A 19588-nucleotide genomic window follows, 5' to 3' on the forward strand; every position below is an offset into this window, starting at 1 on the left:
AATAGTTTTAAAGAGCCCCTATTCAGAGGCTCATACAGGATTAACGAACTTTCAGTGTCGCTAGGCCAACCAGTACTAATACCATTGAGATTATCCAAAAACGCACGATAACACGCGGCTCTGGCCAACCTTTAAGTTCATAGTGGTGGTGAATCGGTGCCATGCGGAAAATACGCTGACCACGCAATTTGTAAGAGCCCACCTGCAGAATCACTGACAGAGTCTCCATTACAAACACACCACCCATGATCACTAGTACCAACTCTTGACGAACGAGTACCGCAATCACACCTAACGCACCACCCAGTGCTAGAGAGCCAACATCGCCCATGAATACTTGTGCTGGGTAAGTGTTAAACCATAGGAAGCCAAGGCCTGCACCAACGATAGCAGTACATACCACCACCAGTTCAGAGGTGTATGGGATGTATGGAATGTGTAGGTATGCTGCAAAGTTAACGTTACCTGTCGCCCAAGCGATAACAGCAAAACCCGCAGCAACCATAACCGTTGGCATAATCGCCAAGCCATCTAGGCCATCAGTTAGGTTTACCGCGTTACTGGTACCCACAATAACAAAGTAAGTTAGAACAATGTACAGTAAACCAAGTTGTGGCATCACATCTTTAAAGAAAGGCACCACTAATTGTGTCGCAGCAGTGTCTTGCCCATGAGCATACAGAGCAAACGCCACAACCAATGCAATAGCCGATTGCCAGAAGTACTTCCAACGCGCAATCAAGCCATCAGTGTTCTTACGAACGACTTTACGATAATCATCAACAAAACCAACTGCACCGTAACCGCCTAGCACGACAAGTACGGCCCAAACGTAAGGGTTTGATAAGTCAGCCCAAAGTAAGACCGTAATGATGATCGCAGCAAGGATCATCACACCACCCATGGTTGGTGTACCACGCTTACTGAAGTGAGATTCTGGGCCGTCATTACGAACAACTTGGCCAATTTGCAGCATTTGCAGACGCTCAATTAAACGAGGTCCCATCCACAGCGACAGACATAAAGCCGTCAAAATGCTCGCGATTGCACGAAACGATAAGTATTCGAACAAACGGAAAAAAGAAAAGTGTGGCTGTAGTAGCTCTGCAAGCCAAATTATCATGAAAAGTTCTCCTTTAAAGCAGCGGCTATTTTACTCATTCCTGCACTATTGGCGCCTTTTACCAACAAGGTATGTGGCGCGTTTTCTGGCAAGCTCAAGTGCTGCTCTATGTGCGCGATCATCGCTTCATGCGTTGCAAAGTGAGTGCCGTTACACACTTCACTAATCACCTTGGTATCATCACCGTAAGTGAGTACATGCTCAAAAGCGAATGGGGCAGCATATTCACCGACTTGACGGTGAAGTGCAAGGCTTTCATCGCCTAATTCAGCCATATTGCCTAAAATCAACCAACGCTGACCTTTGAAGCTCGACAACAATTTAGCTGCAGCCTTCATTGCCGGTACACTGGCGTTGTAACTGTCATCTATCAGCTTGATATTCTGACTTAATTGTTGAACCTCAACTCGGCCTTTAACTGAGATAAGATTCGCTAAACCGCTTTTAATTTCTGCAAGCGTGGCACCGAATTGAATGCTCAGTGCTGCTGCGGCTAATGCGTTGGCTACATTGTGCTGACCAATAATGCCAAGTTCGACATCGATAGCACCTTGCGGGGTCTGCATATCAAAGCAAGCTTCACCCTGCTCGTTGATGCGAATATTCGTCGAAAAGTAATCCGCCGTGTCATCACTTTCAGAAAAGGTCAGTACGTTTTTGTCTGCAAGCACATCTTTCCAGAAGTCACCACCATTGCTCTCTAGGTTAACAATAGCAGTATCACCAGCAGCAAGCCCCTGAAAAATTTCGCCTTTCGCTTGTTTAACACCATCAATTGAGCCAAAGCCCTCTAGATGCGCGGCAGCAACGTTATTCACTAAGGCCACCTGTGGTTTCACAAGCTGCGTGGTATAGGCAATTTCACCAATGTGGTTCGCGCCCAGTTCGATCACGGCATAGTCGTCATTGGGTTCACTGCGCAGCAAGGTTAGTGGTACTCCAATATCATTATTGAAGTTACCCGCTGTAAACAGCACTTTGCCACGTTGTTGTAGAATACTCGCGACCATCTCTTTGACGGTCGTTTTGCCACAGCTTCCTGTTATCGCCATGGTTGGCACGTTACATTGTTTGTGGATCCAAGCACTTAGCTGACCTAAAGCAAGTTTAGTGTCTTCAACAACAACTTGAGTAATATTTAGGTCAAGTTTTCGTTGAACTAATAACGCACTCGCATTGGCCTCAACAGCCTGACCACAAAAATCATGCGCATCAAAACGTTCACCTACGAGAGCAACAAACAGTGCACCTTCTTCAACGGTGCGAGTATCGGTAGAAACCGCATTGATCAAACTATTGCTCGATTTGCCAGCCTCTATCAGCTGACCGTTCACCGCTGAGCAGATCTGCTCGAGTGATACATCAATCATTATGAAATACCTAAAAGTTGTAGTGCTGACTCTCGATCCGAATAGTGGATCGTTTTGTCTTTTAATACTTGGTAATCCTCATGGCCTTTACCAGCCAAAAGAATAATGTCATTGCTGTCTGCCTGTTCAAGCGCGAACTTAACCGCTTGGTAGCGATCGTGTTCAACAAAGGCGACTTCAGGCTCACTTAAACCTGCCAGCATGTCTTTAACAATCAATGCCGGGTCTTCACTGCGAGGGTTGTCATCTGAAATAATAATGTTATCGGCGAACTGCTCTGCGGTAACCGCCATCATTGGGCGCTTGCCTGTATCTCGATCACCACCGCAGCCAAAGATTGCCCATAGCTTTCCAGAGCAATGTACACGTAGTGCTGCCAATGCTTTCTCTAATGCGTCAGGTGTATGCGCGTAGTCGACAACCACTTTCGCTTTGTTTGGTACTTGGAACAGTTCCATACGGCCAATCACAGGTTGCAATTGAGGTGCTGTGTCGATCAAGGTTTGCTTGTCGATGCCTAGTACAAGTAGGGTCGCGAAAGCAACCAATACATTTGATGCGTTGAACTGGCCAATTAAAGGAACAGACAGTTGTCCCTGCCCCCAGCTACCATCAAAAGCGAGTTTGATACCCGTCTCTGCATAAGCAACATCCGATGCCCACACTGACTGCTGGTAGCCCGATAACGGAAGCAATGACACAGCTACTGCATTGGACAGATCAGCCATCCAAGCTTTACCGACTTCATCATCAACATTAATCACAGCGTGCTTACACTTATGCTGAGTAAACAAGCTCTTCTTAGCCAGAGCGTACTCTTGCATCGTGCCGTGGTAATCCAAGTGGTCACGGCTCAAGTTAGTAAATACACCAGCCTCAAAATCCAATGCCTTAACTCGGCCTTGAACCAAACCATGAGACGAGATTTCCATCGCGGTATAAACAGCGTTTTCTTCAGCCAACTCACTCAGCGTACGTTGTATTTCAATCGCACTACCGGTCGTATTCGCCGCCGTTTTAAGGTTGTCTAGAAAACCGTTACCCGTGGTGCCCATTACCGCAGAGCGTTGGCCGACTAAATCTAGCCACTGAGCAATCAATTGGGTGATAGTGGTTTTGCCATTGGTGCCGGTAACACCAATCAGCTTAGTCGCCTGAGACGAGTAAACACGACCGGCCAACTCAGATAACACCAAGTTAAGGTCTTTAATGTAAACAACCGGAACAGCATCCAACCACTCAATCAGACCATGGGCCTTTTCAGCATCAGCTTGTGCGATAACGGCATTGGCTCCCTGTGAGACCGCTTTGTCAATGAAACGACGGCCATCAACAGCATGCCCAACTACAGCAACAAAAATATCGCCGTCTTTGATGGCACGACTATCCAACTCCAACTGTTCAACGGCAATCGCATCCAGCTCAGGTGAACTAAAGTCACCCCAAGGAGAAAGTAAAGATGACAGCGTGAGGCTATTACTCATATTGAATCCTGATTGGCTCTATTCTTGAAACTTGTTTTCATCAGCAGGGACATTCAGAATTTGCAGTGCGCCCTTCATGATTTCAGAAAAAACAGGGGCTGCGACCGAGCCACCATAGTAGAGGTCACCTTGAGGTTCATTGATCATCACAACCAAAGAGACTCTTGGGTCACTCACTGGAGCAACACCTGCGGTATAGGCGAAGTACTCGTCTCCATAACCACCGGAAATCGCTTTTCTAGATGTACCTGTTTTTGCTGCTACTCGGTAACCCGGCACGGCAGCTCTTGTCGCTGTACCGCCCTTTTGGGTTACGCCTTCTAGCATGTTCAAAACCAACTCAGCATTTTCGCGCTTGATGATCTGTTTTGAGAAATCTTGGTCGTTGCTTTTAACGATATGGATAGGTTCGTAAACACCGTGATTCGCTAACGTCGCATAGGCATGAGCCAATTGCAGCGGAGTAATCGCTAGACCATAACCAAAGGATAAGGTAGCGATTTCAAACTTAGACCAGCGTCGACGGTTCGGGAAAATACCCGCGGTCTCACCGACTAGATTCAGCCCAGACATCTCGCCAAGACCAACAGAACTGTACATGCCCAGTAGCGCTTCAAGTGGCATATCCAGTGCTAACTTCGCCACACCGATGTTACTCGACTTCTTAAGGATTAACGCCAAGTCTGCCTTACCAACTTTGGAAGTATCACGTACACGGCTACCACCGATTTGCATGATGCCGTTACCCGTATCAATTACAGTATCAGCATCCGCGGTACCATTTTCGAGAGCGGCAAGAACAACAAACGGCTTAACCGTCGAACCTGGCTCAAAAGCATCGGTGATCACGCGGTTACGCATCTTAAAGCTTTGTAAATCAGCACGATTGTTTGGGTTGTAAGACGGTGCGTTAACCATGGCCAAAACCGCACCCGTTTTTACGTCTAATAAGATGGCAGATCCAGACGTCGCCTTGTGATCGGCTACCGCCTGTTTAATCGCTCGATAAGCGATGGCTTGTAAGCGCTGATCGATGGTCAATTCGAGTGGTTTACCTTCTTCACGCTCTTCTAGTGCAATGTTTTCAACTACTCGCCCGTAACGGTCTTTACGGATTGTACGTTTACCTGCTTCACCCGTGAGCCACTTATCGTAGCTGCGCTCGACACCTTCTAGGCCGTGTCCATCAATTCCGGTCACACCAATAAGATGCGCGCTGACTTCACCGGCTGGGTAATAACGACGTGATTCTGCTTTAAGACCAATACCCACCAGCTTTAAGTCGCGGATGTATTTCGCCATTGCTGGGCTAACTTGTCTTTGCAGGTAAATAAATCGACGGGATTTGTTGCTAGAGATCTTGTCGATCATCGATTGTCGCTCTAAGCCAAGTACATCGGCTAACGCGTACCAACGATCAATTTGGGCCATGCCGTTTTTATCGAAAATCGTTTTAGGATCGGCCCATACCGCTTCAACTGGAACACTCACAGCAAGCGGCTCGCCATTGCGGTCTGAAATAATACCGCGAGCAGAAGGAATGGCCTTAACACGTACTGAGCGAAGGTCGCCCTGACGAATTAAGTTATCTGGTTCAATAATTTGGATGTAAGCCACACGACCAACCAGCGCAGCAAAGGCAAGAAACACGAAAGCAATAACGACGTTGAAACGCCATTTAATAAGAATTGGATCCGAATCCTTTTCGCTCTTCACTCGCTCTTTCGTTGGTTTCTTAACAGCTTTTGCGGGTGCTTTTTCCTTTTTACCGGTCATTTCAGTGTGATCACAACTTCTTTTTCAGAGTCTGGACGTTTCATGTCTAGCTCTCTTTTTGCCGATGCTTGAACGCGACTATGTTCAGCCAGAGCCGTCTCTTCAAGCATTAAATTTCGCCACTCATCATCAAGCTGTTCTCGCTCCACCAACGCCGTGTCTTTTTGCGTGATCGCCTGACGTGACATATGTGTCGTAAGAACGACCCCCATCGCACTCGCGAAGATACAGATAAGAAGCATCAATGGGACCTTGCCCACGGAGATCAAATCAAAAAATATTATCTTGGCTAAGTTCGGTTTGGAGGTCTTCATTGACTATAGCTTTTCTGCGATTCGTAATACTGAGCTACGCGAACGAGTATTCTCATCCACTTCATCTTTAGAAGGCTTGATCGCTTTACCAACAGGCTTAAGATCAGCACTGCCTAGCGCTTTGATCTGCTCTTCTGTTAGTGGCAGGCCATGTGGTACTTGCGGACCTTGGCTCTCTTTACGGATAAAGCGCTTCACCATGCGGTCTTCAAGAGAGTGAAAGCTAATAACAGACAAACGGCCTTCAGGAGCAAGAATGCTTGCTGCGCCTTTCAGGGCTGTATCGATCTCTTCAAGTTCACTGTTGATGTAGATACGGAAGGCTTGGAAAGCACGTGTTGCTGGGTGCTTTTTCTCTTTGAAGCTTTTTGGAGCTACATCCGAGATAAGCTTAGCCAACTGACCAGTGCGCGTTAGAGGTTCGTTCTCTTCATTCTCTTGATAAGCGATGATGCCTTTCGCGATACGACGAGCGTGTTTGTCTTCACCGAACTCACGGATAACCCATGTGATGTCATCAAGATCGGCTTCAACTAACCACTGAGAGACAGGAATACCGGTTGTTGGGTCCATACGCATATCAAGCGGACCGTCTTTCATGAAGCTAAAGCCACGCTCAGCGTCATCTAGCTGTGGTGAAGAAACACCTAGATCCAGTAACACACCATCCACTTGACCGACTAAGTCATAACGCTCCGCATATTCAGCCATACCTGAGAACGGGCCGTGAATAATCGTAAAACGAGGGTCATCAATCTTTTGCGCTTCTGCAATCGCTTGTGGATCGCGGTCAATACTAAAGAGTCGTCCATTCTCGCCCAGTTTAGACAGGATTGTACGGCTGTGACCACCACGGCCAAAAGTACCATCGATGTAGGTACCGTCAGGTTTGATCGCAAGTCCGTCAATAGATTCGTTAAGCAATACTGAAATATGTTTGAATGCTTCTGTCATAGTCTTCTCAGTGAGTGGATTGAGCCATTAGTTCGGCAATAATTTGTTCTATTAACGTTTTAGTGTACTGATTTCACGCCGTATCTCCACCATATTGTGTATAGGCTTTGGGAATTTTTGACCCAAGCTCATATCAGGGTGAAGGATTCTAAGGAAATCTAAATAATTTACGTCAATATAAAGCAAAAAACCCATCACTACCGTTAAGTAATGATGGGTTCTTTATATAGGTGGAGTTGACACATACGCCGGGTTCTGTTCCGCTTGCGCGGCGGTAACCATTCGTCTAGGCCTGCAATCGCTCACAGGCTCAAGCAATCTACCCGCCCCCATACGCGAGCAACGCAATGTGAGGGCCTATTTGATCTTGCTCCGGGTGGAGTTTACCTTGCTACGAACTGTTGCCAGTCGCACGGTGCGCTCTTACCGCACCCTTTCAGCCTTACCTGTGCCCCTTCCGAAGAAATGAGGCCATCGGCGGTCTTCTCTCTGCTGCACTTGTCGTGGGCTCGCGCCCCCCAGACGTTATCTGGCACCCTGCTCTATGGAGCCCGGACGTTCCTCCCCTCTACCAGTCTCCCGAAGGACTTCAACGTCAGTTTCCCGAAGGACCTCAACGTCAGTCTCCCGAAGGACATCAGCAAAGCAGCGATTACCCGTTCAACTCCGAGGGCGGATTGTATAGAGATTAGGGTGCAGTGTCTAGCGAGATCACAAATATGGTGCAAACCTCTAAGCAACTGCGTAAATTTCACACAATTCAAACAAAAAAAGAGGAATGACGGCAATACCATCATTCCTCACAAGCTTTTCAATACAGGTTAGCTACTCTATAAAGAGGTTTCTAGTTGTCTAGATGCTCTAGGCCCCATTTGTATAACGCGTTCTTTTTCAGATTGTAGATTTCTGCCGTCATTGCCGCCGCTTTTTTAAGAGGCAGCTCTTTGGTTAGAATGCCTAGTGTGCGAGTCGCTTCGTCTGGCAATTCTGTGCTCGCTTCTTCACGGTGGCCGTGAATCAGTAACACCATCTCACCGCGTTTACGGTTCGCGTCTTCTTCAATCCACTCAATAAGTTCACCCAGTGGCAGCCCTTGGATGGTTTCGAAGGTTTTAGTTAGCTCACGCGCCAATACAACCTCACGGTCAGGGCCAAGAATCTCAAGCATATCTTGCAAAGAGTCTGAAATACGGTGTGGTGATTCATAGAAGATGCAGGTGCGCTCTGCCTTTGCGATCTCTAAGAACTTGTCTTTACGACCTTTGCTTTTGGGCGGTAAGAAGCCTTCAAAGCTGAAACGATCTGACGGTAAACCAGAAGCACTTAACGCGGTAATCACAGCACAAGCACCAGGAAGTGGCACAACTCTCACACCCGCTTGACGACATTGTGAGACAAGATGGTAACCTGGGTCACTAATTAAAGGAGTACCCGCATCAGAGACTAATGCGATAGACTGACCTTCTAATAACCTTTCGACTAGAACTTGCGCTTTAGTTTGTTCATTATGATCATGTAAAGCGAACGTTCTGGTTGATATATTGAAGTGAGCAAGCAGCTTACCCGTGTGGCGTGTGTCTTCGGCTGCAATAACATCGACACTTGATAAAATTTCAATTGCTCTTTGAGTGATATCTCCCAAATTTCCGATTGGGGTTGGCACAATGTAGAGAGTTGGGCTCTCTGTGAGCAAGGTTTTGTTATCTGTCATTTGTTTACCATCACTTCAACGATTAATATAGATACAAATTTATACGGAATTTAAAGAACTCATGGCAACGATGAACCATAAGAGACTCAGTGTACCACGCTTACTAACTCCAATTGCATTAGCAATTACATTGGCGGCTTGTTCTTCAGGTCCTCAAGCACCAACGAGCGTTGATATTACACTAGATCCAGCGCAATCAACTGAAAGTTACATGATGCAAGCGGATAGTAGCAAAGGAAGTCTACAAAACGACTGGTTAATCATGGCGCTTAAGGCTTCTGTGCAAGCTGGAAAAACCGATCAAGCAACTCTGCTTATTAAACGCTTAGCAAAACAAGAGCTGAGCGAAACGCAACAAGCGGAATGGCAATTAGCTCGCGCTCAACTGTTGGTGAATAACTCGCAGCCTGAACAAGCTTATAGCCAACTGAACTTCCAGCCTTGGTGGAAGCTTCCGAACGAGCAGTGGAAAGATTATCACGAGCTACGCGCGAACATCTCAGAGATGAAGAGTGAGTATTTCGAGGCAAGCCGTGAGTTAGTGCTCTATTCAGAGTACCTAGAGGCTGACGACGAGCTTCAACAGCAAACTGCCGACCGTATTTGGCAAAACCTGAATAGCTACTCTCAATACGAGATTCTAGAACTGAAAACATCACCGACAGAAGATGTGCTTTCAGGTTGGTTACAACTGGCAATCTACATGAAGACGCTGAACTCAAATCTTCCAAACCTGCAGGAAACCTTATCGGATTGGTTAGCCGAGAATCCTCAGCACCCAGCTGCTACTTACACACCTCAGGCGATCACCGACATCTTGGCGCTAGAGATCAGCAAGCCAACCAGCACTGCACTGTTGCTGCCGCTAACGGGTAAATACGGTAAGCAAGCACAACTGGTACGTGATGGCTTCATCTTTGCGATGATGAACGACAAAGAACGCGAAGAAGATGCAACGCTGACAGTAATGGATACCAACGTGCAAAGTGCTGCTGAGATTAAAGCGACACTGGAAGAGAACAACGTTGATTTCATTGTGGGTCCGCTGATCAAGAGCAACATTACTAAGCTTCAGCAAGCGCAGAAAAACCACGAGAATTCGATTCCAGCTTTAGCTCTGAACATTCCAACGCAACTAGAACCTGATACCAATATTTGCTATCTCGCTCTATCGCCTGAACAAGAAGTTGCTCAGGCAGCGAAACACCTATTTGCTCAAGGCTACAAGTATCCGCTTATCCTTGCGCCAAGAGGACGTTTAGGTGAGCGTGTTGAGCAAGCGTTTAAAGAAGAGTGGAAAAAATACAGCAGCAACGATGTGGCTATCAGCTTGTTCTCTGACAAACGCCAACTGCAACGTAATGTGAATCAGGTATTTGGCTTGCAAGAGAGCCAACAACGTATCGCTCAAATGGATGGGTTACTGAACCTAGACCTAGAAACAGAGCCACGCAGCCGTCGTGATATCGATTCTGTCTACATTGTGGCTAAGAACTCAGAGCTAACGCTAATCAAACCCTTCATTGAAGTTGCAATTAACCCTGATGCTAGCCAGCCCGCTCTTTTCTCAAACTCACGCAGCAACAGCGGTGATAAGCAGTATGAAGACCTAACCGGCGTGTTCTACAGCGACATCCCACTATTGGTTGAGAACAAAAACGAGCTTAATAAAGAGCTAAACGACCTATGGCCTGCACACTCAAACGGCCAAAAGCGTCTGCAAGCACTGGGAATGGATGCATACTACCTAATGGATGCACTGCCACAGATGAAAGCCGTACAGGGTTACAGCATTCCAGGTGAAACGGGTGTGCTAACCATCGATAACAACTGTGTGGTTCAACGTGAAATCAGCTGGGCAGAGCATGGGGCTTTTTAGCCGAAAGTTCCTACCCAAACCAACCATCACCCACAAACAAGTGGGTGATAAATACGAGGCCGTGGCAAAATCTTATCTGATTAACCACGGTTTATCGTTAATAGAAGAAAACTTCATAGCAAAATGTGGCGAGATTGATCTTATAATGCGCCATAACAATACGGTTGTGTTTGCTGAGGTAAAATACCGCAAGCAAACCCGCTACGGACATGCCGCTGAAATGGTGACTGCCAAGAAGTCACAGAAACTGCTCAAAACAGCCAATGTTTGGCTTATGCAGCAAGGCTTGTCGGTGCACTCTACAGATTTCAGGTTTGATATTGTTGCCATTGAAGGGCCGAATGACACTATCGACTGGATTCAAAACGCGATTACCCAAGGATAAACATGCTAGACAGCATTAAAGAAAGTTTCACAGAAAGTATTCAAATCCAAATTGCGGCTGCAGAAGCTCTGCCTGACGCAATCACGCATGCCGCTCAAGCAATGGTTGCGACCTTGCTTAACGGAAACAAAATTCTTTGTTGTGGTAATGGTGGTTCGGCGTCGAATGCTCAGCAATTTGTATCGTGCCTACTCAACCGGTTTGAAACAGAGCGCCCTAGCCTTCCAGCAATGGCACTCACAGCAGACAACACCACGCTAACGGCTGTGGCTAACGACTACCACTATGAAGAGATCTTCTCTAAGCAGGTGCGTGCATTCGGTCAAACTGGCGATATTCTGTTGGCTATCTCGACTAGCGGTAACAGCAAGAACATCATCAAGGCAATGGAAGCGGCGGTAACTCGCGACATGACCATCATCGCCTTTACCGGTAAAGATGGTGGTGAGATGGCAGGTTTGCTTGGTGAACACGATGTAGAGATTCGTATCCCGTCACACCGTACAGCGCGCATTCATGAAGTACACATGGTGACACTGCACTGCCTATGTGACCTAATCGATCAAGTACTCTTCCCTGCCCACGAAGAGTGATATACGGAGCATCACAATGAAATCATTAACCTCTATGAGGCTGTTTAAGCTGATTAATGTTTCGCTACTTACACTGTCTCTGTCTGGTTGTGCTGGCATTTTCATTGCTGGTGCTGCAACTACTGCAAACCTAGTCACAGATACGCGAACAACCAAAGAGATTTGGAACGACAACAACATCGAATTTGAAGTTGCAGCGATTACCAATAAACAACCATTCCGTGGCAATGTACGTGTCACCGCAAGCTCATACCGAGGTTCAGTGGTGTTGATGGGGCAAGCAACCACAGATTCAGAACGTCGCGCTTTTGAAAACCAAGCCAAAGAAGTGGCTGGCGTTGAGAGCATCCACAATCAAGTTCGAGTGAAAGAACCTTTGTCTGTAAGTGCTATCAGTAAAGACAGCTGGATTACCACTAAGGTGAAATCAGCTCTGCTTGCGAATGCTGAGCTTAACGGCATCAAAGTAAAAGTGATTACTGAGGATTCTGAAGTATTCCTACTTGGACTCGTGACTAGAGAGCATGCCGATATCGCGACAGAAGTTGCGCGTAACATATCTGGCGTAAAACAGGTTATTCGAGCGTTTGAATACGGTGAAGAAGAGACGGCTGTTAACTAGCCGTAAGCCAGTCAACTAAATGCGATATAGCAGAAAAGAAAAAGCAGCGACGAGTCGCTGCTTTTTTATTTGGTTCGTTATCTAATACCAATCGTAGTAAATAATCTATCATTCTAGCTTGTTAAAAATCTCGATAACTGCGTTAGAATTTTTGATTGTAGAATAACTACTTATCAAAAAATTCCGCCTTGCTCTCAAGCTTTTTTCCTGCGCTATTTCTGATCACTTACTTACTGTGATTGGTATAACTAACGTTATTTGATAACACGAAGGCTTGGGCGACCTTTCGCTGGACGAGGTGGCTCAGGATCTGAGTCTGGCTCTTCAGCATCTACGTCTGCCGTTGCTACGCTCAAAGATGGGCCTTTTTCTGGTTCTTCAAAAGGACTTTCTTCAATCCCTTCTTCAAACGCTTCCATGTAAGCCTCTTCAGGTTCAAACATGGTACCAGCACCATTTTCACGAGCATAAATCGCTTGTACTGCGTAAAGCGGAACGATCACAGAGTGTGGACGACCACTAAAGCGAGCACTAAACGTCACAGCTTCGTTACCCAGTTCAAGTTGTCCAACCGCACGAGGCGCGATGTTCAGAATGATCTGACCATCTTGAACAAACTCTTCTGGAACTCGCACACCCGGTAATGTTGCTTCAACAACAAGGTGTGGAGTTAGTTCGTTATCAACCAGCCACTCATAAAATGCACGAAGCATGTATGGTCGGCGTGGAGTCATATTAGAAATATCCATAAACGCTTAGCGAACGAGTCGCATCTCACGCTCAGCTTCAGTTAGAGAAGCTAGGAATGAATCACGTTCGAATACGCGGTTCATGTAAATCTTAAGCTCTTTAGAACCAGGACCAATTAGTTCGATACCAAGCTCAGGTAAACGCCATAATAGCGGAGCTAGGTAACAATCAATTAGGCTAAACTCTTCGCTCATGAAGTATTCATACTCAGCGAAGATAGGAGCAAGAGTCAGTAGGTCGTTGCGCAGTTTAACGCGAGCTGCTTCAGATTCTTCAGCGTTGCCTTTAACGATCTTCTCTGCAACTGAATACCAGTTACGCTCAATGCGGTACATCATTAGACGGCTGTTACCACGAGCAACCGGGTATACAGGCATCAACGGTGGGTGAGGGAAACGCTCATCTAGGTATTCCATGATGATCTTCGAGTCATATAGAGCAAGCTCACGATCAACAAGAGTAGGTACTGATTTGTACGGGTTCAGTTCAACAAGCTCTGCTGGTAGATTTTTTTCATCAACCAACTCAACTTCAACACTTACGCCTTTTTCAGCAAGAACGATGCGCACCTGATGGCTATACATATCAGAAGCACTTGAGAAAAGAGTCATTACAGAACGTTTATTGGCAGCTACAGCCATGGAGCCCTCCAGTACACTTTAAATAAAAACAATGGAGGCCTAAAGCCTCCATTGAACATTAACATAATTTGGGAATTAGCACGGTATTATAGCACAATTAGTGCACATCACGCCAATACTCTTTCTTCAGTAAAATCACGATGATAGTGAAGATTACTAAGAAGGCCATTACCCACCAACCCATAGCGTGACGCTCAAGTTGAACTGGGTCGCCCGAGTAAACCAAAAAGTTAACAAGGTCACGAACTGCTTCGTCGTATTCACCAGCACTTAATTCGCCAGAGCCGTCAGTCTCAGTGCCAACAACAACCGTCACTTCCTCGCCATCTACCATATGAGTATCGTAGATTGGTGTTGGGATACCTTGCAGTTCTTCAAGAACGTGCGGCATACCAACGCTTGGGAAAACAATGTTGTTCACGCCAAATGGACGAGACGGATCTTCATAGAAAGTACGAAGGTAAGTGTACAGCCAGTCTGCGCCACGAACACGAGCAACCAATGTTAGGTCTGGTGGCGGAGCACCAAACCAACTTGCCGCTTGATCAGAAGGCATAGCATTAACCATCAAGTCACCGATTTTCGCTTCAGGGTCGAAAATCAGATTTTCCTTCATAAGATCAACGGGGATCTCTAAATCATTCGCAACACGTTCATAGCGCTGGTACTGCGTTGAGTGACAAGCGAAACAGTAGTTCATGAACATCTTAGCGCCATTTTGCAATGAAGCTTTGTCTGTTAAATCATTGTTCGCTTTGTCTAATGGTACGTTTGCACCCGCTGCCATCACCAGTGACGGCAACATAGCAAATAAAATTACAATCCACTTTTTCATTTGAATGTCACCCTTTCTGGTAATGGTTTCGTCGCTTCATTTTTACTGTAGAACCACAGTAGAACGAAGAACATGAAGTAACCTAAGCTAAAGATTTGAGCCAGTAGCGTGTATGTTGGCGTTGCTGGAAGCGCACCAAGTACACCAAGCGCAATAAAGCTTATTGTGAATTGGATGATGTTAATCAAATGCAGTTTGCTACGGTAACGGTAAGAACGCACTTTACAACGGTCGAACCATGGTAGTAGGAATAGCACAACAATAGATGCGCCCATTGCTACAACACCTAGCAACTTATCAGGAACAGCACGCAGAATTGCGTAAAACGGCGTGAAGTACCATACCGGAGCGATGTGCTCTGGTGTTTTCAGTGGGTTAGCAGCTTCAAAGTTTGGCGGCTCAAGGAAGAATCCACCCATCTCTGGGTTAAAGAACAGCACATAACAGAAGAAGAATAGGAAACCGGCCACACCAACCATATCTTTCACGGTCCCGTATGGGTGGAAAGGAATAGAGTCAATGATGTCGTATTTCTTAGTGTAATCCTTGTGGAATGGGAACTGCGTTTTGTAGTCGTCGCCCATTGTGCCTTTAGGAAGTTTCGTCTCAATACCGTCTGGGTTGTTCGAACCCACTTCGTGCAGTGCTAGTACGTGAAGTACGATAAGCAGCAGAAGTACAATTGGTAGAGCGATAACGTGCAGTGCGAAGAAACGGTTCAGCGTTGCACCAGAGATGATGTAGTCACCACGGATCCAAAGCGTTAGGTCATCACCGATAACAGGGATCGCACCAAACAGAGAAATGATTACCTGAGCACCCCAGTAAGACATTTGACCCCATGGTAGTAGGTAACCCATGAAAGCCTCAGCCATAAGCACTAAGAAGATCAACATACCGAAGATCCAAAGTAGCTCACGAGGCTTTTGGTAAGAACCATAGATTAGGCCACGGAACATGTGCAGGTAGATAACAACGAAGAATGCCGAAGCACCTGTTGAGTGCATGTAACGTAGTAGCCAACCGTATTCCACATCACGCATGATGTATTCAACAGAAGCAAATGCACCCTCACCTGACGGTACGTAGTTCATTGTTAGCCAAATACCCGTAAGGATTTGGTTAACCAATACCAACATTGCCAAAGAACCGAAAAGGTACCAAAAGTTAAAGTTCTTAGGCATTGGGTATTCAGATAAATGCTTTTTATACGCATTCATCGCGGGTAGACGTTTCTCTACCCAATCAAGCAATCCTTGCATTACGCGTCTCCCTCGTCCACACCGATCATGATCTTAGTGTCACTCAAATACATATGCTTTGGTACAACAAGATTCAATGGAGCTGGTACGCCTTGGAATACTCGACCTGCCATATCAAACTTTGAACCATGACAAGGACAGAAGAAACCAGACTTAACACCCTGAACTTGTTCTGCAAAAGAATCCGGCAGGTAAGTTGGAGAACAACCTAAGTGCGTACAGAAACCAACAGCAACGAAGAATTCCGGCTTAATTGAACGGAACTCGTTCTGTGCGTATTCTGGTTGTTGTTCAGCTTCAGATTGAGGGTCACGAAGTTGACCACCGATCGATTTTAGGTTTTCTAGTACCGACTCAGCACGGCGTACAACCCATACAGGTTTACCTTGCCACTCGACACGAACCATTTGTCCCGGTTCTAACTTACTGACTTCCACTTCCACCGGCGCGCCCGCAGCTTTCGCCTTGGCACTCGGATTCCATGATTTAATAAAAGGCACGGCTACAGCAGCTGCTCCTAAACCACCAACAACGGCTGTTGTTGCGGTTAAGAAACGCCTGCGACCGTTATTTAAAGGCGCGTTGCTCATCCAAACATTCTCCCATTTGCTCCTTGTGGATTGAAATAATTCCGATTAAAGAGCATGGCTAACAAAATATGTATTTAGTTCTATTTATTGACGGCAAATGATAAATAAAACCCTACTTTTTGACAAGATAAAGCTACCTTTTTGTAACAATCATGAGGCAAAGCGCACATTGGGTTACAAAAGCTTTCAAAATATAAGAATTTGGAAATAAAACGAGGAAGGGAAAGCGTTTAGAGGGGGTATAAAAACAAAAAGCCCGGCATATAGCCGAGCTTTGAACCACAATTCCAGTCGTAAAACTGGGGGCGTGTACTTTTTCGTAAAGAAAAATTAACGCTTAGAGAATTGAGGTTTACGACGTGCTTTACGTAGACCAACTTTCTTACGTTCAACGCAACGAGCGTCACGAGTAACGTAGCCAGCTGCACGTAGAGCAGGACGTAGAGTTTCATCGTACTCCATAAGAGCGCGAGTGATACCGTGGCGGATTGCGCCAGCTTGACCAGAAATACCACCACCAGAAACAGTGATGTAAAGGTCAAGTTTCTCAGTTAGTTCAACTAGCTCAAGAGGTTGCTTAACAACCATACGAGAAGTTGGACGACCGAAGTAAACATCAAGGCTACGCTTGTTGATTACGATCTCACCAGAGCCTGGTTTGATGAAAACACGAGCTGCTGAGCTTTTGCGACGACCAGTGCCGTAGTATTGATTCTCTGCCATTTTCATAATCCCCTTAGATGTCTAGTACTTGTGGCTGTTGAGCAACATGGTTGTGCTCAGTACCAGCGTACACTTTAAGCTTACGGTACATCGCGCGGCCTAGAGGACCACGTGGAAGCATACCTTTAACTGCTAGTTCTAGAACCATTTCTGGTTTCTTAGCAATTAGCTTTTCAAAAGTGATAGTTTTAAGACCACCTGGGAACTCTGAGTGACGGTAGTAAACCTTACCCTTAGCTTTGTTACCAGTTACAGCAACTTTCTCAGCGTTAACAACGATGATGTAATCACCAGTGTCTACGTGAGGAGTGTATTCTGCTTTGTGCTTGCCGCGTAGGCGAGAAGCGATTTCACTTGCTAGACGGCCAAGAGTTTTGCCTTCAGCGTCTACAACATACCAGTCGCGTTTTACAGTTTCTGGTTTAGCAACGAAAGTTTTCATGCTAATAATTACCTATTTAAAAAATTTACACTTAAGGAATACTCGCGTATTCCCACTGTCTAAGAGTTACCATTCATCACCCCTTCGAGTGTTGGAAAACTCTTGGCATAACGTGATTTTACTCATCGCTAGAGGCCCGCAGTAACGGTAGGTCGCAGGATTATAGAGAAGAGCGAAGAAAAAATCACCTCTTTTTGAACAAAATCACGATTTTTTTAATTCTATTTCTTATTCGAGATAATCAAAGCTAACTTAAGTGTTCTTTTGCCAAATATTCATGGCTCTGCATTTCAATTAAACGCGACTGACAACGTTTAAATTCAAACTCTAGCTGACCATGGGTGTATAGCTTTTCTAGCTCCACTTCCGCTGAAATAATCAGCTTCACATTGCGCTCGTAGAACTCATCAACTAATGCAATGAAGCGCCTCGCAGCGTCATCTGAAGTCGCGCCCATTTGCAATACATCCGCCAATAGAACTGTGTGATAAACCCGAGACAACTCAATATAGTCGTTCTGGCTACGAGCCGACTGACAAAGCTGAGCAAAGGTACCATGCAGTACGCCATCACTCGCTTCGACTACATCTAATTGACGGTGGTTAACCTCTATCTGCTTAAGCTTCTCTTTATCTTCACCAACGAGCTGAGCGTAATACTTTTCGAGATTAATATTCGCTTGGCTATCTAGCGGGTAATGGTAAATCTCAGCCTGTTCTAAGGTACGTAGACGATAGTCAATACCACTATCGACATTAAGGATATGACAGTTGTCTTGAATGAGCTTGATGGCAGGTAAGAAACGCGCTCGCTGTAACCCGTTGCGATACAGATCCGCAGGTGGAATATTAGAGGTCGCAACCAAGATAGCGTTTCGAGCGAATAACTCTTGGAACAAGGTTCCTAGGATCATCGCATCGGTGATGTCTGAAACAAAGAATTCGTCGAAACAGATAATGTCCGCTTCTTCCTTCAACTTGTCTGCGACTAAAGGCAATGGATCACTCACATTACCTAGCGCCTTTAGCTCATCATGAACTCGATACATAAAGCGGTGAAAGTGAACACGCATTTTTTTAGTGGTCGGTAAGGCATCATAGAACGTATCCATTAAGTACGTTTTTCCTCGCCCTACGCCACCCCAAAAATAGAGACCTTTCGGTGGTTGTGGCAGTTCTGGCTTTTTGCCTAGTAATTTCTGGAAGCGAGTCAGTTGAGGAATGGGCGTATTCATGTAATCTTGAAATTGATGAAAGAGTTCATCTAAAGATTTTACGGCTTGCTCTTGTGCTGGATCTCTTTGAAATCCATGTTCTTTTATATCTTGTTCGTATTTTTTAATGGGATTCATGACGACATTTCCACAATGAAAGCAATATCAGACAACAACTAAAAATGAGCCCAAACAGTACGAGGAATAACGTGATGTGGTGAATAATGCAGCATCAAACTGCTAACTAGCGCACACGCATTTCTCTTTATACTGCGGCTTTCTCATAGTACCATGGAGCTGTATCACGTGTAACTAAGTAGTAACAAACATGTTAAAAAACAATAATAAGGAGCTGTTATGCCTTGGATGTATGCCGTTGCCGGTTTACTAGTCGGAGTTATTTTAGGGGTCGCTATTTCTCGTCTCATGACACCTGAATACAAAAAACAAAAGAACGTACAGAAAGAATTGGATAGCGCAAAGTTTGCCCTTGAGCAGCAGCGACAAGAGCTGGCTGATCACTTTGCGAAATCAGCAGAAATGTTGGACACATTAGGTAAAGACTACACAAAACTGTACCAACACATGGAAAAAACAAGCTCAGAGCTGATTCCTAACCTGCCAGAGCAAGATAACCCGTTTGTGAAAACAGCCGCTGCCCATTCGGACAAGCCACAAGAGAAGCCTTCAGTAAAAGAGGCGACACTTGAGGAACAACCGAAAGATTACGCTAATGGCGCAACCGGTTTATTTACAGAGCAGAAGAAAGAAATCATGAATGCTCCCGATGTTGTTACAGCAAAAGCATCGTAAACATTTAACAACTCTGTGAACTTTACAAAGGTTTTTGAGTCATAACTTTCACTCAGGTCATTTGAAACTTATCATACTTATTAAACGTATAAGAGGGTTAAGACCTTA

The 19588-nt window shown here is 45.6% G+C and carries 20 protein-coding genes and 1 other RNA gene; 5 read left to right on the forward strand and 16 right to left on the reverse strand.

The features are described from left to right. Positions 1-40: 40 nt before the first annotated feature. The 8 genes from mraY to rsmI all read right to left on the reverse strand — a co-directional run bounded on the left by mraY (position 41) and on the right by rsmI (position 8732). Positions 41-1123: a phospho-N-acetylmuramoyl-pentapeptide-transferase gene (gene mraY, locus AB4493_RS12050; RefSeq protein ID WP_017059284.1), complete on the reverse strand. Its 1083-nt coding sequence runs from the start codon at positions 1121-1123 to the stop codon at positions 41-43. Further along, positions 1120-2493 (reverse strand): UDP-N-acetylmuramoyl-tripeptide--D-alanyl-D-alanine ligase, encoded by a 1374-nt coding sequence (gene murF, locus AB4493_RS12055; RefSeq protein WP_017059283.1) that lies wholly within the window; start codon positions 2491-2493, stop codon positions 1120-1122. Before murF ends, mraY begins: the two co-directional genes overlap by 4 nt. Further along, the gene (gene murE, locus AB4493_RS12060) at positions 2493-3977 is read right to left on the reverse strand and encodes a UDP-N-acetylmuramoyl-L-alanyl-D-glutamate--2,6-diaminopimelate ligase (RefSeq protein ID WP_017062900.1); all 1485 of its coding nucleotides are present in this window, start codon (positions 3975-3977) and stop codon (positions 2493-2495) included. The genes murF and murE overlap by 1 nt, the downstream gene beginning before the upstream one ends. 18 nt (positions 3978-3995) lie before the next feature. Beyond that, positions 3996-5753 (reverse strand): peptidoglycan glycosyltransferase FtsI, encoded by a 1758-nt coding sequence (locus tag AB4493_RS12065; RefSeq protein ID WP_017070830.1) that lies wholly within the window; start codon positions 5751-5753, stop codon positions 3996-3998. Beyond that, positions 5750-6067, reverse strand: coding sequence for a cell division protein FtsL (gene ftsL / locus AB4493_RS12070; RefSeq protein WP_019824585.1), 318 nt, complete (start codon positions 6065-6067; stop codon positions 5750-5752). Before ftsL ends, AB4493_RS12065 begins: the two co-directional genes overlap by 4 nt. A gap of 3 nt (positions 6068-6070) precedes the next feature. Beyond that, the gene (gene rsmH / locus AB4493_RS12075; protein WP_017066240.1) at positions 6071-7021 is read right to left on the reverse strand and encodes a 16S rRNA (cytosine(1402)-N(4))-methyltransferase RsmH; all 951 of its coding nucleotides are present in this window, start codon (positions 7019-7021) and stop codon (positions 6071-6073) included. 228 nt (positions 7022-7249) lie between these two features. Then, positions 7250-7689, reverse strand: an RNA gene (gene rnpB / locus AB4493_RS12080) — RNase P RNA component class A. A 176-nt stretch (positions 7690-7865) separates the two neighbouring features. Then, positions 7866-8732, reverse strand: a complete 867-nt coding sequence (rsmI, locus tag AB4493_RS12085; RefSeq protein ID WP_019824587.1) for a 16S rRNA (cytidine(1402)-2'-O)-methyltransferase — start codon at positions 8730-8732, stop codon at positions 7866-7868. 61 nt (positions 8733-8793) lie between these two features. Here rsmI and AB4493_RS12090 point away from each other — a divergent pair, with 61 nt between their 5' ends. Genes AB4493_RS12090 through AB4493_RS12105 form a run of 4 tightly spaced genes read left to right on the forward strand, consistent with a single transcriptional unit; the run spans position 8794 to position 12211 of the window. Beyond that, positions 8794-10611, forward strand: coding sequence for a penicillin-binding protein activator (locus AB4493_RS12090; RefSeq protein WP_137002193.1), 1818 nt, complete (start codon positions 8794-8796; stop codon positions 10609-10611). Next, on the forward strand, positions 10598-10996 hold the full coding sequence (locus AB4493_RS12095) for a YraN family protein (protein ID WP_372155079.1): 399 nt from the start codon (positions 10598-10600) through the stop codon (positions 10994-10996). Before AB4493_RS12090 ends, AB4493_RS12095 begins: the two co-directional genes overlap by 14 nt. Positions 10997-10998: 2 nt before the next feature. Beyond that, a complete protein-coding gene (locus tag AB4493_RS12100; RefSeq protein WP_004729817.1) occupies positions 10999-11589 on the forward strand; it encodes a phosphoheptose isomerase in 591 nt (196 codons plus the stop codon). A 16-nt stretch (positions 11590-11605) separates the two neighbouring features. Continuing rightward, entirely contained in the window at positions 11606-12211 is a 606-nt protein-coding gene (locus AB4493_RS12105; protein ID WP_017062905.1) for a BON domain-containing protein, read from the forward strand. A 254-nt stretch (positions 12212-12465) separates the two neighbouring features. On the opposite strand, the gene sspB is transcribed toward AB4493_RS12105, so the two are convergent. From sspB to zapE, 8 genes are all read right to left on the reverse strand, one after another. Next, complete coding sequence (sspB, locus tag AB4493_RS12110) at positions 12466-12960, reverse strand: ClpXP protease specificity-enhancing factor (protein WP_017072808.1); 495 nt, start codon at positions 12958-12960, stop codon at positions 12466-12468. A 6-nt stretch (positions 12961-12966) separates the two neighbouring features. Further along, a complete protein-coding gene (sspA, locus tag AB4493_RS12115) occupies positions 12967-13602 on the reverse strand; it encodes a stringent starvation protein SspA (protein ID WP_009848943.1) in 636 nt (211 codons plus the stop codon). A 97-nt stretch (positions 13603-13699) separates the two neighbouring features. After that, positions 13700-14437, reverse strand: coding sequence for a cytochrome c1 (locus AB4493_RS12120; protein WP_017061436.1), 738 nt, complete (start codon positions 14435-14437; stop codon positions 13700-13702). Beyond that, positions 14434-15699: a cytochrome bc complex cytochrome b subunit gene (locus AB4493_RS12125; RefSeq protein ID WP_017061435.1), complete on the reverse strand. Its 1266-nt coding sequence runs from the start codon at positions 15697-15699 to the stop codon at positions 14434-14436. Before AB4493_RS12125 ends, AB4493_RS12120 begins: the two co-directional genes overlap by 4 nt. After that, positions 15699-16289, reverse strand: a complete 591-nt coding sequence (gene petA, locus AB4493_RS12130) for a ubiquinol-cytochrome c reductase iron-sulfur subunit (RefSeq protein WP_017061434.1) — start codon at positions 16287-16289, stop codon at positions 15699-15701. The genes AB4493_RS12125 and petA overlap by 1 nt, the downstream gene beginning before the upstream one ends. A gap of 330 nt (positions 16290-16619) precedes the next feature. After that, entirely contained in the window at positions 16620-17012 is a 393-nt protein-coding gene (rpsI, locus tag AB4493_RS12135) for a 30S ribosomal protein S9 (protein WP_004740758.1), read from the reverse strand. 13 nt (positions 17013-17025) lie between these two features. Then, positions 17026-17454 carry a 50S ribosomal protein L13 gene (gene rplM, locus AB4493_RS12140; protein WP_010434689.1) on the reverse strand — a complete coding sequence of 143 codons (429 nt, stop codon included), beginning with the start codon at positions 17452-17454 and terminating at the stop codon, positions 17026-17028. A 247-nt stretch (positions 17455-17701) separates the two neighbouring features. Further along, entirely contained in the window at positions 17702-18805 is a 1104-nt protein-coding gene (gene zapE / locus AB4493_RS12145) for a cell division protein ZapE (RefSeq protein ID WP_017061433.1), read from the reverse strand. A gap of 219 nt (positions 18806-19024) precedes the next feature. Between zapE and zapG the strand changes: the two genes are divergently transcribed. Next, a complete protein-coding gene (gene zapG / locus AB4493_RS12150) occupies positions 19025-19480 on the forward strand; it encodes a Z-ring associated protein ZapG (protein ID WP_017061432.1) in 456 nt (151 codons plus the stop codon). Positions 19481-19588: the final 108 nt, after the last annotated feature.

It is taken from the genome of Vibrio sp. 10N.222.55.A1 (genome assembly GCF_041473835.1).
In the GTDB taxonomy this organism is placed as follows: Bacteria; Pseudomonadota; Gammaproteobacteria; order Enterobacterales; family Vibrionaceae; genus Vibrio; species Vibrio crassostreae_C.

Coding starts and splice junctions, on each gene's coding strand:
- rsmI (WP_019824587.1), bottom strand. CDS start 8,732: ATGACAGATAACAAAACCTTGCTCACAGAGAGCCCAACTCTCTACATT.
- zapE (WP_017061433.1), bottom strand. CDS start 18,805: ATGAATCCCATTAAAAAATACGAACAAGATATAAAAGAACATGGATTT.
- murE (WP_017062900.1), bottom strand. CDS start 3,977: ATGAGTAATAGCCTCACGCTGTCATCTTTACTTTCTCCTTGGGGTGAC.
- AB4493_RS12090 (WP_137002193.1), top strand. CDS start 8,794: ATGGCAACGATGAACCATAAGAGACTCAGTGTACCACGCTTACTAACT.
- AB4493_RS12065 (WP_017070830.1), bottom strand. CDS start 5,753: ATGACCGGTAAAAAGGAAAAAGCACCCGCAAAAGCTGTTAAGAAACCA.
- ftsL (WP_019824585.1), bottom strand. CDS start 6,067: ATGAAGACCTCCAAACCGAACTTAGCCAAGATAATATTTTTTGATTTG.
- AB4493_RS12105 (WP_017062905.1), top strand. CDS start 11,606: ATGAAATCATTAACCTCTATGAGGCTGTTTAAGCTGATTAATGTTTCG.
- zapG (WP_017061432.1), top strand. CDS start 19,025: ATGCCTTGGATGTATGCCGTTGCCGGTTTACTAGTCGGAGTTATTTTA.
- AB4493_RS12125 (WP_017061435.1), bottom strand. CDS start 15,699: ATGCAAGGATTGCTTGATTGGGTAGAGAAACGTCTACCCGCGATGAAT.
- rplM (WP_010434689.1), bottom strand. CDS start 17,454: ATGAAAACTTTCGTTGCTAAACCAGAAACTGTAAAACGCGACTGGTAT.
- rpsI (WP_004740758.1), bottom strand. CDS start 17,012: ATGGCAGAGAATCAATACTACGGCACTGGTCGTCGCAAAAGCTCAGCA.
- AB4493_RS12120 (WP_017061436.1), bottom strand. CDS start 14,437: ATGAAAAAGTGGATTGTAATTTTATTTGCTATGTTGCCGTCACTGGTG.
- sspA (WP_009848943.1), bottom strand. CDS start 13,602: ATGGCTGTAGCTGCCAATAAACGTTCTGTAATGACTCTTTTCTCAAGT.
- rsmH (WP_017066240.1), bottom strand. CDS start 7,021: ATGACAGAAGCATTCAAACATATTTCAGTATTGCTTAACGAATCTATT.
- AB4493_RS12095 (WP_372155079.1), top strand. CDS start 10,598: ATGGGGCTTTTTAGCCGAAAGTTCCTACCCAAACCAACCATCACCCAC.
- murF (WP_017059283.1), bottom strand. CDS start 2,493: ATGATTGATGTATCACTCGAGCAGATCTGCTCAGCGGTGAACGGTCAG.
- sspB (WP_017072808.1), bottom strand. CDS start 12,960: ATGGATATTTCTAATATGACTCCACGCCGACCATACATGCTTCGTGCA.
- petA (WP_017061434.1), bottom strand. CDS start 16,289: ATGAGCAACGCGCCTTTAAATAACGGTCGCAGGCGTTTCTTAACCGCA.
- AB4493_RS12100 (WP_004729817.1), top strand. CDS start 10,999: ATGCTAGACAGCATTAAAGAAAGTTTCACAGAAAGTATTCAAATCCAA.
- mraY (WP_017059284.1), bottom strand. CDS start 1,123: ATGATAATTTGGCTTGCAGAGCTACTACAGCCACACTTTTCTTTTTTC.